Annotated in this window: 11 protein-coding genes; 3 read left to right on the top strand and 8 right to left on the bottom strand. The window is 69.5% G+C overall.

Going from position 1 to position 13,117, the window contains the following annotated elements; translation table 11 throughout:
- Window positions 1-193: 193 nt before the first annotated feature.
- From LG395_RS11530 to LG395_RS11520, 3 genes are read right to left on the bottom strand one after another with little or no spacing between them, the layout of a single operon-like run.
- Window positions 194-610, bottom strand: a complete 417-nt coding sequence (locus tag LG395_RS11530; RefSeq protein WP_225809300.1) for a DUF6113 family protein — start codon at window positions 608-610, stop codon at window positions 194-196.
- Window positions 607-1,467: an N-acetyl-1-D-myo-inositol-2-amino-2-deoxy-alpha-D-glucopyranoside deacetylase gene (gene mshB, locus LG395_RS11525; RefSeq protein WP_171153128.1), complete on the bottom strand. Its 861-nt coding sequence runs from the start codon at window positions 1,465-1,467 to the stop codon at window positions 607-609. Before mshB ends, LG395_RS11530 begins: the two co-directional genes overlap by 4 nt.
- 48 nt (window positions 1,468-1,515) lie before the next feature.
- The gene (locus LG395_RS11520) at window positions 1,516-1,710 is read right to left on the bottom strand and encodes a hypothetical protein (RefSeq protein ID WP_030346161.1); all 195 of its coding nucleotides are present in this window, start codon (window positions 1,708-1,710) and stop codon (window positions 1,516-1,518) included.
- A 172-nt stretch (window positions 1,711-1,882) separates the two neighbouring features.
- Between LG395_RS11520 and LG395_RS11515 the strand changes: the two genes are divergently transcribed.
- Entirely contained in the window at window positions 1,883-4,024 is a 2,142-nt protein-coding gene (locus LG395_RS11515) for a prolyl oligopeptidase family serine peptidase (protein WP_225809299.1), read from the top strand.
- Window positions 4,025-4,124: 100 nt separating this feature from the next.
- Here LG395_RS11515 and LG395_RS11510 read toward each other — a convergent pair whose 3' ends face one another.
- From LG395_RS11510 to LG395_RS11490, 5 genes are read right to left on the bottom strand one after another with little or no spacing between them, the layout of a single operon-like run.
- A complete protein-coding gene (locus LG395_RS11510; protein WP_171153132.1) occupies window positions 4,125-5,192 on the bottom strand; it encodes an ABC transporter ATP-binding protein in 1,068 nt (355 codons plus the stop codon).
- A complete protein-coding gene (locus LG395_RS11505; RefSeq protein WP_171159724.1) occupies window positions 5,176-6,159 on the bottom strand; it encodes an ABC transporter ATP-binding protein in 984 nt (327 codons plus the stop codon). Before LG395_RS11505 ends, LG395_RS11510 begins: the two co-directional genes overlap by 17 nt.
- 8 nt (window positions 6,160-6,167) lie before the next feature.
- Window positions 6,168-7,181: an ABC transporter permease gene (locus LG395_RS11500; RefSeq protein WP_171153133.1), complete on the bottom strand. Its 1,014-nt coding sequence runs from the start codon at window positions 7,179-7,181 to the stop codon at window positions 6,168-6,170.
- Complete coding sequence (locus LG395_RS11495; RefSeq protein WP_225809298.1) at window positions 7,174-8,097, bottom strand: ABC transporter permease; 924 nt, start codon at window positions 8,095-8,097, stop codon at window positions 7,174-7,176. Before LG395_RS11495 ends, LG395_RS11500 begins: the two co-directional genes overlap by 8 nt.
- Window positions 8,098-8,103: 6 nt before the next feature.
- The gene (locus LG395_RS11490; RefSeq protein ID WP_225809297.1) at window positions 8,104-9,729 is read right to left on the bottom strand and encodes a peptide ABC transporter substrate-binding protein; all 1,626 of its coding nucleotides are present in this window, start codon (window positions 9,727-9,729) and stop codon (window positions 8,104-8,106) included.
- A gap of 511 nt (window positions 9,730-10,240) precedes the next feature.
- Here LG395_RS11490 and LG395_RS11485 point away from each other — a divergent pair.
- Both LG395_RS11485 and LG395_RS11480 read left to right on the top strand, forming a co-directional pair.
- Window positions 10,241-11,230, top strand: coding sequence for an ABC transporter permease (locus LG395_RS11485; RefSeq protein ID WP_225809296.1), 990 nt, complete (start codon window positions 10,241-10,243; stop codon window positions 11,228-11,230).
- 80 nt (window positions 11,231-11,310) lie between these two features.
- On the top strand, window positions 11,311-13,071 hold the full coding sequence (locus LG395_RS11480; protein WP_225809295.1) for an ABC transporter substrate-binding protein: 1,761 nt from the start codon (window positions 11,311-11,313) through the stop codon (window positions 13,069-13,071).
- Window positions 13,072-13,117: the final 46 nt, after the last annotated feature.

The raw sequence follows: 13,117 nt of genomic DNA, 5'->3' as shown, positions 1-13,117 counted from the left end.
GGCAGGTTCTCCCGGTTGGCTCCGCCGCCCGTTTCGACCTCAGCTGGGGGGACCCCCTGTTCGAGCGCAGTCGACAACTTGGGGGAGGCTCGGCGGCGCGCACCACCATACTGGCCACTTCTGGCGCGTATCCCATGACCGCCGAGGAAACCCACACCGGACTCGCACGGGCACCGCACGGCGAAGTGGTACGTCACTTGGCAAGTCGGGCGGGGCCGCCGCGCGGTTGCCGTCCCGCGCCGACGGTGGCGCAGATCACAGCGACGGCCATGCCGCCGAGCAGGTACAGGTAGGAACTGCCGCCCGCGCCGAAGAGGTAGTCGCCCTCCGGGCGCGTGGTGGTGAGCAGGATGACGGCGACGACCCAGCCCGCCGCCGGCGCGACCGCCCCGCCCCGGCCCCGGGTGGCGTACGCCCCGCCGAGGAAGAGGCCGGCGGCGCCCGCGAGGGCGAGCAGCAGCCCGCCGGGGAACCAGGCGGCCTGGAGCAGGGCCCCGGCGAGGCCCGTGACGGCCCCGAGCAGGAACAGGCCGACGAGGGCGGCGGCCCGTCCCGCGGAGGGCGGACGCAGCGGCTGGGCGAGCAGGGAGCCGTTCCCGCCGTCGCTCATGACGTCTCCCCGAGGCCGAGGCCGGCGAAGAGGTCGGTCTCCCCGCGCTCTCCCGGTCCCTGCACCAACTCGTAGTACTCGGTGGTGAACAGCGGCTGGGCGAGTTCGTTGGAGAGCGCGAAGTACGGCTCGGCGACCTCGATCTGGGTGGCGTGGGCGCGCATGGCGGCGGCCTTGGCGGCGGCGTACGCGCCGCCGTCGACCGTGGTGGTGATCCGCTCGTCGGCCACCACGCCGGGTACGTCGTCCACGGTGGCACCCTTGTCGAACGGGAGTGCGGGCAGCTCGTCCTGGAGGCGGGCGAAGGCGGCCTCGGCGACGGAGCGCGGGACGCGGTTCCAGTAGACCTTGGCGACCCGGTGGCCGCGTCCGGCCGCGAGGTCGACCGCGCGCATGGCGACGCGGTGGGCCTGGATGTGGTCCGGGTGGCCGTAGCCGCCGTCGTCGTCGTACGTCACGAGGACCTGGGGGCGGACCTCCAGGATCACGTCGGCGAGCGTCCCGGCGGCCTCGTCGACGTCGGCCTGCCAGAAGCAGCCGGGGTCGTCGTTGTCGGCGAGGCCCATCATCCCGGAGTCGCCGTACCGCCCGGCGCCGCCGAGCAGCCGGGCGTCCGTGACGCCGAGCGCGGAGACGGCCGCGGCCAGCTCGCCGCGCCGGTGCGCGCCCAGCGCGGCGCCCGTCAGGTGCCGCAGCCCGGGCGGGATGACCTCGCCCCGCTCCCCCAGGGTGCAGGTGACCAGGGTCACGTGGGCACCCTCGGCCGCGTACCGGGCCATGGTGGCGCCGTTGTTGATCGACTCGTCGTCCGGGTGCGCGTGCACCAGGAGGAGACGCCGGGAGGGCAGTTCCGTCATGGCAACCACCCTACGAGGTCCCCGCGCCCGGCCCCGCGACGCCGCCCGTCAGAACTTGATGCTGCCGATCATGCTGGCGACGTTGGTCGTCAGCTCGCTGATCGTGGGCGCGACGGTCGAGGAGGCGAGATAGAAGCCGAGCAGCATGCAGACGACCGCGTGGCCGCCCTTCAGCCCTGACTTCTTGATCAGCAGGAAGACGATGATCGCCAGCAGCACCACCGCCGAAATCGAGAGTGCCACGGCGGCTCACCTCCAAAGATCCCAGGGACGCGGGTTCCAGATCAGTTGAGCAAGTCCATGCAGACGCCAGCGGGTTCCTACCCACTCTGCGGTAGTGATCATAACTATCCGTACTCGCGCATCGATCGGCGCACAGCCGCACAAGGGGGCGCATGGCCAATATGGTCGGGGTATGACGACCGAGGCTGACTCCTTCCCCCGTCGGCACGCCCGGACCCAGCGGTTCACGCTCGGCGCGCCGCGTGCGTTCGCCGTGGCACCCGACGGTTCGCGTGTCGCGTTCCTGCGTTCCGGCTCGGGCACCGACCGGGCCAACTCCCTGTGGGTGATGGATCTTCCGGGGGGTGCGGAACGCCTGGCGGCCGATCCGCGCGCACTCCTCCAAGGCGCCGCCGAGGAGCTCTCGGCCGAGGAGCGGGCGCGCCGCGAGCGCAGCCGCGAGGGCGGCGCCGGGATCATCGGCTACGCCACCGACAGCGCCCTGGAGTTGGCGTCTTTCGCCTTGTCAGGGCGGCTTTTCGCGGCGGAGCTGCGCGCCGGGACAGCACGCGAACTCCCCGTTTCCGGACCGGTGATCGACCCGCGTCCGTCCCCCGACGGCCGGCACATCGCGTACGTCGCCGGGGGTGCGCTGCGGGTGGTCGGCGCCGACGGCGACGGCGACCGGGCGCTGGCCGAGCCGGAGTCCGCGGAGGTCTCCTACGGCCTCGCGGAGTTCATCGCGGCCGAGGAGATGGCGCGTTCGCGGGGCTTCTGGTGGGCCCCGGGGTCGGACCGGCTGCTCGTGGCGCGCGTGGACGACACGCCGGTACGGCGGTGGTGGATCTCCGATCCGGCGCACCCGGACCGCGAGCCGGCCGCCGTCCGGTACCCGGCCGCGGGCACCCCGAACGCGGACGTCCGCCTGTTCGTGTGCGGGCTCGACGGGGCGCGCACGGAGGTGGTCTGGGACCGTGCGCGCTACCCGTATCTGGCGCGTGTGCACTGGTCAGAGGCGGGTGCGCCGCTGCTGCTGGTGCAGGCGCGGGATCAGCGCGGCCAGCTGTACCTGGCGGTGGACCCGGATTCCGGGGCCACGCGGATGGTGCACGCCGATGAAGATCCAACTTGGCTTGAACTTTTCGCCGGTGTGCCCTGCTGGAACCCCTCCGGGCAGCTTGTCCGCATCGCGGACGAGGGCGGCGCGCGGGTGCTGGCGGTCGGCGAACGGCCCTTGACCAGCGGTCAGTTGCATCTGCGGGCGGTGCTGGACGTGGGTGCGGACGACGTACTGGTTTCCGCCTCTTCCGGCCCGGAGGCCGAGGCGCCCGAGATTGGCGAAGTCCATGTGTACCGGGTGAGCGAACTGGGCGTGGAGCGGCTGTCGCGGGAGCCCGGCGTGCACTCGGCGGTGCGCTCGGGGAACGTGACCGTCCTCGTGTCCGCCACGCTGGACCGGCCGGACACCCGGGTCCGGGTGCTGTGTGACGGAAAAGAGACGGCAACTGTCCGGTCGTACGCCGAAGATCCCGGTATGTCCCCCCGGGTGACTCTCACCCAAGGGGGCGCACGCCGAATTCCGTGCGCCGTGCTTATGCCACGGGACTACCCCGGTGACACTCCCCTGCCGGTCCTCCTGGACCCCTACGGCGGCCCGCACGGCCAGCGCGTGGCCGCCGCGCACAACGCCCACCTCACCTCCCAGTGGTTCGCCGACCAGAGCTTCGCGGTGGTCGTCGCCGACGGCCGGGGCACCCCGGGCCGCTCGCCCGCCTGGGAGAAGTCGATCCGCGACGACGTGGCGGCGGTCGTCCTCCAGGACCAGGTCGACGCCCTGCACGCGCTCGCCGAGCGGTACCCGCTGGACCTCACCCGGGTGGCGATCCGTGGCTGGTCCTTCGGCGGCTACCTGGCGGCGCTCGCGGTGCTGCGCCGCCCGGACGTCTTCCACGCGGCGGTGGTCGGCGCTCCGGTCACCGACCTCAGGCTGTACGACACCCACTACCAGGAGCGCTACCTCGGCGACCCGAACGAGCGGCCGGAGGTCTACCGGCGCAACTCGGTGATCGACGACGCGGGCCTGGTCGACCCCGCCGAGCCGCACCGCCCGATGCTGGTCATCCACGGGCTGGCGGACGACAACGTGGTCGTGGCGCACTCCCTGCGCCTGTCCTCCGCGCTGCTGGCCGCCGGCCGCCCGCACGAGGTGCTGCCCCTGTCGGGCGTGACCCACATGACCCCCCAGGAGACGGTCGCCGAGAACCTGCTCCTGCTCCAGCTGGACTTCCTCCGCCGCTCCCTGCCCCGGCCCGCGGACGCCGGTGAACCGCGTTAACACACAGGCAACTTCGCCGAAGCCGTGCCGCTATACCGACGCGGCATCCTGAAGGACGTACGGCCGTGCGGGTGCCGTGAACGGGCCGGGGTGCGCCATGTCACCCCGGCCCGTTGCCGTTCAGCCGGGACTCCTCCGGCGGCACCACGTGTTTCTCCTCCGCGAAGTGGCAGGCCGAGGCGTGCGCGGCGGGACCGGCCGCGTCACGGAAGGCGGCCGGCACGGCGAGCGCGGGCACCTCCAGGGCGCAGCGTTCGCGTGCCTTCCAGCAGCGGGTGCGGAAGCGGCAGCCGGAGGGGATGTCGGCCGGGGAGGGCACGTCACCGGTGAGGATGATGCGTTCGCGGTGTTCGCGGGCGTCGGGATCGGGCACCGGGACGGCCGAGAGCAGGGCCTGGGTGTAGGGGTGCGTGGGGTGGTCGTAGATCTCGGTGTCGCGTCCGGTCTCGACGATGCGGCCGAGGTACATGACGGCGACGCGGTCGGAGATGTGGCGGACGACGGACAGGTCGTGGGCGATGAAGAGGTAGGAGAGGCCGAAGTCCGCCTGGAGACGGGCGAGGAGGTTGACGACCTGGGCCTGGACGGAGACGTCGAGGGCGGAGACGGGTTCGTCGGCGACGATGATCTCGGGGCGCAGTGCCAGTGCGCGCGCGATGCCGATGCGCTGGCGCTGGCCGCCGGAGAACTGGTGGGGGTAACGGTTGGCGTACTCGGGGTCGAGGCCGACGACGTCGAGGAGTTCCCGGACCCTGCGGCGGCGGTCGCCCCTCGGGGCCGCTTCGGGGTGGATGTCGTAGGGCTCGCCGATGATGTCGCCGACCGTCATGCGGGGGTTGAGGGAGGTGTAGGGGTCCTGGAAGACCATCTGGATGTTGCGGCGCACGGCTTTGAGGGCCTTGCCGGACAGCCGGGTGATGTCCTCGCCCCTGAAGGTGACGGTGCCCGCGGTGGGCCGTTCGAGGCCGCACAGGAGCCTGGCGACGGTGGACTTGCCGCAGCCCGATTCGCCGACGATCCCGAGCGTCTCGCCCTGCGCGAGGGTGAAGTCGACGCCGTCGACGGCCCTGACCGCGCCGACCTGCTTCCTGAACAGCACGCCCCGGGTGAGCGGGTAGTGCTTGACCAGGCCGGTCACTGCGAGGAGGGGCTCAGTGTCCGAGGCCATCGAGGCACTCCCTCCAGAAGTGGCAGGCGCTGCCCCGCTCGCCGGACACCTCGTACAGCGGGGGTTCCTCGGTACGGCAGACGTCCCTGGCCAGGGGGCAGCGGGGGTGGAAGGAGCAGCCGGGCGGGATGTGCGTCAGGTTGGGTGGCAGGCCCTTGATGGCGTAGAGCTGCCGGCCCTTGTGGCCGAGGCGGGGGATGGAGTCCAGCAGGCCCCGGGTGTAGGGGTGGGCGGGGGCTTTGTAGAGGTCGTGGACGGGCGCGGTCTCCACGATCCGGCCCGCGTACATCACCGCGATCCTGTCGGCGACGTCGGCGACGACGCCCAGGTCGTGGGTGATGAGGATCAGCCCCATGCGGTACTCGCGCCGCAGGTCCGCGAGGAGGTCCATGACCTGCGCCTGGACGGTGACGTCGAGGGCGGTGGTGGGTTCGTCGGCGATGATCAGCGCCGGTTCCAGGGCCAGCGCCATGGCGATCATGATGCGCTGGCGCATCCCGCCGGAGAACTGGTGGGGGTAGTCGCGCACACGCTGGGCGGCGGCCGGGATGCGTACCCGCTCCATCAGCTCCACGGCCCTCGCCCGCGCGTCCCTGCGCGACGCGCCCCGGTGGACGACGAACATCTCCCCCAGCTGGTCCCCCACCGTCATCACCGGGTTGAGGGCGGACAGGGCGTCCTGGAAGATCATCGCCATTCCGGCGCCCCGGATCCTCCTGCGTTCCTCGCCCTTCAGCGTCAGCAGATCCCGTCCCCGGAACAGGATCCGCCCCCGGGTGATCCGACCGGGCGGCGTGTCGAGGATGCCCATCACGGCCTGCGCGGTGACGGACTTGCCCGACCCCGACTCCCCCAGCACCGCCAGCGTCTGACCCGCGTCGACGGCGTAACCGACGCCGTTGACGGCGTGGGCGACGCCGTCCCGGGTGTGGAACTCCACGTGCAGGTCGCGGACGTCGAGCAGCACGGCGTGCGTCACCTCAGCTTCGGGTCGAGGGCGTCGCGGACCGCGTCGCCGAGCATGATGAACGCCAGCACCGTCACCGCCAGGGCACCCGAGGGCCACAGCAGGGCGTGGGGCGCGTTGCGGATGTACGGGGAGGCGGCGGAGATGTCGATGCCCCAGGAGACGCTGGGGGGCTTCAGGCCCACGCCGAGGTAGGACAGCGTCGCCTCCAGGGCGATGTAGGTGCCCAGCGCGATGGTCGACACGACGATCACCGGGGCCACCGCGTTCGGCGCGATGTGCCGCAGCAGGATCCGCGCGTCGGAGGCGCCCAGCGCGCGGGCGGCCTGGACGTAGTCGTTCTGCCGGGCGGTGATGACCGAGCCGCGCGCGATGCGGGAGATCTGCGGCCAGCCGAGCAGCACCATGAACCCGATGACCGGCCAGACCGTATTGGAGGTCACGACCGAGAGGAGGACGAGTCCGCCGAGGACGACCGGGATGGCGAAGAAGACGTCCGTGATCCGGGACAGCACCGCGTCCCACAGGCCCCCGAAGTAGCCCGCCAGCCCGCCCAGCACCGACCCGAACACCGACACGCCGAGCGTGGCCAGCACCCCGACCGTCACCGACGTACGGGCGCCGTACACCGTGCGCGTGAAGACGTCGCAGCCCTGGCCGTCGTAGCCGAAGGGGTGCCCCGGAGCCGAGCCGTCCTGCGCCTTGGCCAGGTCGCACGCGAGCGGGTTCCCGGAGGCGATCGCCGACGGCCGGAGCGAGATGAACACCAGGAAGAGGATGACCAGGGCGGAGAGCAGGAAGACCGGGTTGCGGCGCAGGTCCCGCCAGGCGTCCGACCACAGGGAGCGCGGCCTGCCGGCCGGCCCCACGCCTTGCGGCCCGAACCCCCCCGGCCCGGGGCCCTCCGGTCCGCCCGGGGCCCGCTCCAGCGTGGTCGCCTCGCTCGCCGCGAGGTCCATCGCGCCGCCCATCCCGGTACCGGCGACGGCACGCCCGGCCTCGTACGGCTGCTGCTCAGGCATAGCGGATCCTCGGGTCGAGTACGGCGTACAGGAGGTCGACGAGGAGGTTGGCGACCAGGAAGACGAGGACGAGTACGGTGACGAAGCCGACGACCGTCTGGGTGTTCTGGCGCAGGATGCCCTGGTAGAGCTGGTAGCCGACGCCGTGGATGTTGAAGATCCGCTCGGTGACGATCGCCCCGCCCATCAGCGCCCCGATGTCCGTGCCGATGAACGTGACCACGGGGATGAGCGAGTTGCGCAGCAGGTGCCGGGTGATGACCCGGCGCCGGGGCAGGCCCTTCGCGACGGCCGTACGGACGTAGTCCGCGCGCTTGTTCTCCGCGATGGAGGTGCGGGTCAGCCGGGTGACGTAGGCCAGCGAGACCGAGGCCAGGACCAGCCCCGGCACGATCAGCTCGCCGAAGGGCGCGTCCGGGGAGACGGAGGGTCTGGTCCAGGCCCACTTCACCCCGAGCAGCAGCTGGAGCAGCAGACCGGTGACGAAGGTGGGGACGGAGATCACCACCAGGGTGAGCAGCAGCACGGTGGTGTCGACGGGCCGGCCGCGCTTCAGGCCCGTGACGACGCCCAGCGTGATGCCGATGACGATCTCGAACAGGATCGCCACGACGGTCAGCCGGATGGTGACCGGGAAGGCGGTGCCCATCAGCTCGGTGACCTTCTGCCCGTTGAACGCCGTGCCGAAGTCGCCGGTGAACAGGTGCCCCATGTAGGTGAGGTACTGCTGCCAGACCGGCTTGTCCAAGCCGAACTCCCGCTTCAGCTGGGCCGCCGTCGCCGGGTCGCACGCCCGCTCCCCGCACAGGCCTGCCACGGGATCGCCCATGACGTTGACCATGAGGAAGATCAGCAGGGTGGACCCGACGAAGACGGGGACCATCTGGAGCAGTCGCCGGACGACATAGCGCCCCATGGCGGCTCAGCCGACCTTGATCTCGTTGTAGACGGGCACGCTGAACGGGTTGAGTGCCACGTCGGACAGCCGCTCGGAGTAGCCGGCGCTGCCGTTCTGGTACCACAGCGGGATGGCCGCCATGTGGTCCCGGACGACGCCCTCGGCCTGCTGGAACAGCCGTACGGCCTTGGTCTGGTCGCTCTCGGCGTTGGCCCGGTCGACCAGCTCGTCGAACTCCTTGTCCGACCACTTGCCGTCGTTGGAGGAGGCGTTCGTGTAGTACAGCGGCTGGAGGAAGTTCTGGATGAGCGGGTAGTCCATCTGCCAGCCCGCGCGGAACGGCCCGGTCATCTTGTGCTGCCCGATGCGGTTGCGGAAGTCGGCGAAGGTGCCGACCGGGTTGCCGACGCACGCCTTGTCGTCGCCGAGCGCGTTGTTGATGGAGTTGCACACGGCGTCCACCCACTCCTTGTGCGAGCCCGTGTCCGCGTTGTACGTGATCCTCACCTGGCCGCCGGGGATCCCGCCGCCCTCCTTGATCAGCTTCTTCGCCTCGTCCGGGTGGTACTCGCAGGGCTTGCCGCACAGGCCCTCCTTGAAGCCGCCCGCCACGCCGAGGACGGGCGAGGTCCAGTCGGTGGCCGGGGTGCGGGTCCCGTGGAAGATCGTCTCGGTGATCTGCTTCCGGTTGATCGCCATGGACAGGCCCGTGCGGACCTTCTCCGTGCCCGGCTTGTCCCACGCCTTGTCGTAGTAGGGGAAGGCGAAGGTCTGGAGGATGCCGGCCGGGGTGTTGATGTAGCGGTCGCCCAGGTCGGTCCTGACGTTCTTCAGCTGGGCGGCGGGCACGTCGTCCACCAGGTCGAGGTTGCCGGACATCAGGTCGGTGTAGGCGGTGTTGCCGTCGGTGTAGACCTTCAGGTCGACCCCGCCGTTGCGTGCCTTGTCCGGGCCCGGGTAGCCGTCCCACTTCCGCAGGGACATCTGAGCGCCCTTCATATAGGAAGCCACCATGTACGGACCGTTGCCGACCGGCTTGCGGAGCCAGGCCGCGTGGTCCGTGAAGAAGGCGCGCGGCAGCGGGGCGAAGGCCGCGTAGCCGAGGGTGTCCGGGAAGCTGGAGAACTTCTGGTTGAGCCGGACGGTGAAGGTGTGGTCGTCCACCACCTTCAGCCCGGACAGGGTGTCGGCGGTCTGCCTGCCGGTGCCGGGGTGCACCTTGTCGTAGCCGTCGATGTAGCCGAAGAAGAGGGCGTTCTTCTGGTTGTTCCTCAGGCCGGCGCCGTAGTTCCAGGCGTCCACGAAGGAGCGGGCGGTGACCTTCTCGCCGTTGGAGAAGGTCCAGCCGGGCTTCACCCTGATGGTGAAGTTCCGCGAGTCGTCGGTGTCGATGGACCGGGCGAGCATGTCGGTGGCCTTGCCGGTCCTCGGGTCGTACTTCTTCAGGCCCCGGAAGATCATGTCGAGGACCTTGCCGCCCTGCACCTCGTTGGTGTTGGCGGGCTCCAGCGGGTTCTGCGGGTCGCCCCACGAGGAGCTGAGCACCGCGCCGGCGGTGCCGCCGCCTGAGCCGCCGCCCCCGCAGCCGGTGGCGGCGAGGGCCAGCGCCACCGCGCACACGGCCCCTCGGGCCCGCGTGACTCCCCGCATGGCGTGCCTCCTCCGCGACGTGGATCCACTACTGGCCAATATCGCCACATAAGGCACGTATCGCATGCCCGCCGCCCGATTGAGCGGCCTTTGGGGGGAGAGGTCATCCGAATGCAGGCACCACCCTCTCAGAGGGCTTGATGATCTTGCGCGGAGAGCGCAATAGATCTTCGCGTAACGATGCCGAAACGTTGGATTGCGACGGGCCGATGTACGCATGTCGACACTCCACCGTCCGCATATCGAACGCCTTGCCCGCTTAGTCCGTTTGGCCCGATGTGAAGCACGGATTGATTACGGCGCGCTACCCGCGTAGCTACGGAATGATCAAGCGAGAGTAAAGAAGGTAAAGACAAAACCAAGGCGGCCGAGAATTTATTGACCTTGAATGAATTGCGTTGAAAAAGTCCGGCGTAGCCCGTAGGGGAGTGCCCTGCGGAGTCATCAGACCCTCCCTTGGGCCAGGAGCACCATGACCCTCCCAACTCCATCTGCGGCTGTCCCCCTCGAGGTGACCGACGAGTCCGTCGAGAAGGTGACTACCTCCGGCGACCCGAAGGGCGGCGAGGGGCGTTCCCCGGGACGACTGGCCTGGAAGCGCTTCAAGCGCGACCGGACAGGCGTCATATCGGCCTGCATCGTGATCTTCTTCTTCGTGATCGGTGTCGCGGCACCGCTCATAGCCAAGCTGTACGGCAAGGACCCGTACACCACGTACGCGAGCCAGGACCCGAGCCTGCTCGACGCGTTCTCGTACCCCGCGGGCCCCAACGGCGGCATGAGCTCCGAGTTCTGGTTCGGCATCGAGCCCCAGCTCGGCCGGGACGTGTTCACCTTCCTGCTCTACGCGATCCGCAACTCGCTGGGCATCGCCACCGCCGCGACCCTGCTGACGACCATCGTCGGCGTCGTGGTGGGCGTCACGGCCGGCTACCTGGGCGGCAAGACGGACTACCTCGTCGGCCGGGTCATCGACATCCTGCTGTCGTTCCCGTCCACGCTCTTCTTCATCGCCTTCATGCCGGTCGTCTACGGCATCTTCGTCAAGCCGGACGACAACATCCCGACCGGGCTGGTCGTCTTCTCCCTGATCGTCGTGCTCTCCGCCTTCGGCTGGGCGTCCATCGCGCGTCTGCTGCGCGGCCAGGTGCTCGGCCTGCGTGAGCGCGAGTTCGTCGAGGCGGCGAAGGTCACGGGCGCGTCCCCGATGCGCATCGTGTTCAAGGAGCTGCTGCCCAACCTGTGGACCCCGATCATCATCCAGTCCACGCTCATGCTGCCGGCGTACGTCACCGCCGAGGCCGGACTGGCCTTCCTCGGCGTCGGCGTCACCGACCCCACTCCCGACTGGGGCGTGATGATCGGCCGCGGCGCCACGTTCTACACCGAGGACATCACCTTCCTGCTCTTCCCGGGCCTCGCCATGGTGATCTTCGTCCTCGCCTTCAATCTGCTCGGCGACTCGGTGCGCGACGCGCTCGACCCGAAGTCGAAGCGCTAGCAACGCAGTTCCACCCGGCCCGGGGCGGAGACACCCGGCTGGTCCCGTCTGTTCCGACCAACCTTCTAGGCAGGCTCAGCATGTCCTTTTCTCGTAGAAACTTCCTGATCGCCACCGGTGTGGCGGCAGCCTCCACCTCGGTGCTGAGCGCCTGCAGCAGCGATGACTCCAAGGGCTCCGGTCACAACGACGTGCCGTCGGTGAGCAAGTCCAAGACGGTCAACATCCCGGTCGGCACGAAGGCCGACTCGGTCGGTCCGGCTCCTGAGGTCGCGGGCGCCGTCAAGGGCGGCACGATCTACTCGCTGGACCAGTTCGACATGGACCACATGGACCCGGCGCAGATCTACGTCTCCACCGAGGGCGCCATCACCGTCCCGATCATGCGTGGCCTGACCGGCTACAAGATCGACGACAAGGGCGGCTGCACCCTCGTCGGCGACGCGGCCACCGACGCCGGCACCATGAAGAACGGCGGCAAGACCTGGTCGTTCACCCTCAAGGACGGCATCAAGTGGGAGGACGGCTCCGACGTCTCCATGGACGACGTCCGCCACACCTTCGAGCGCCTCTTCGCGAGCTTCATCACCGAGGGTCCGCGCTACGTCCAGCAGTGGCTGGTCGGCGGCGACAAGTACAAGGGCCCGTACGACGGCAAGCACCTCGAGTCGGTCGAGATCTCCGGCAAGACGGTGACCTTCCACCTCACCGAGCCCCGCACGGACTTCAACTACACGCTCGCCATGCGCGGCTACTCCCTGGTGCCGAAGAAGCACGACACCAAGGAGAAGTACGACAAGCGCCCGTTCTCCTGCGGCCCCTACAAGATCGGTGACCGCAAGATCGGCAAGTCGCTGACCTACGTGCGCAACGAGCACTGGGACGCGAAGACGGACCCGATCCGCAACAACTACCCGGACCAGTACGTCTTCCAGTTCGGCTTCGAGCTGATCGCCTCCACCGACCGCTACATCGCGGACAAGGGGAACGACCAGTACACGATGTCGATCTTCAACGAGGTCGCCCCGGAGCGCATCGCCCAGGTCCTCACCAACGCGAAGCTCAAGCAGCGCGTCCTCACCCAGGTCGACACGGTCACCTACTACTGGCCGATCAACACGACCCGCATCAAGGACGTCAAGGTCCGCCAGGCCATCAACTGGGCGTGGCCGCACCTGCAGCTGCAGACCATCCGCGGCGGCAAGGCCAGCAGCGAGCTGGCCACCACGATCCTCAGCCCGGTGACCCCCGGTTACCAGAAGTTCGACCTCTACGGCACGGACAAGAAGCCCGGTGGCGACCCGGACAAGGCCAAGGCCCTGCTGAAGGAGGCCGGCAAGCTCGGCCAGAAGCTGGTCATCGCCTACCAGCACTCCGACAACGCGGTGAAGTCCGCCGTCGCGATCAAGAACGCGCTGGAGGCCGCCGGCTTCCAGGTCGTCAACAAGCAGGTCGACAAGTCGACGTTCTACACCCAGATCGGCAAGATCGACAACGACTACGACCTGTTCGCGGCCGGCTGGAGCCCGGACTGGCCGAACGGTTACTCGGTCTTCTACCCCTGCTGGAGCGGCAAGAACATCGGCGACGGCCGCAGCAACTACGCCCAGCTGAACGACCCGAGCGTCAACAAGGCGATCGACGCCGCCGCGAAGATCACCGACCCGGCGGAGGCCAACAAGGCCTGGGGCAACGTCGACCGCCAGATCATGGAGCTGGCGGCGGTCGTCCCGGACTACCACTCCATCCGCAACTGGATGTACGGGTCCAAGGTCGGCAACGTCGTGTTCGACGCCGGCAACACCTGCATCGCGCTCTGCAAGCTGTACGCCAAGAAGTAAGGCGCACGACCCCTCGGGGGCGGCCAGGACCCGGCCGCCCCCTCCG

The organism is Streptomyces spinosus (assembly GCF_020400655.1).
Classification (GTDB): Bacteria; Actinomycetota; Actinomycetes; order Streptomycetales; family Streptomycetaceae; genus Streptomyces; species Streptomyces argyrophylli.
Note: the sequence above shows the minus strand (reverse complement) of the source record. Positions and strands in the feature narration are given on the sequence as shown.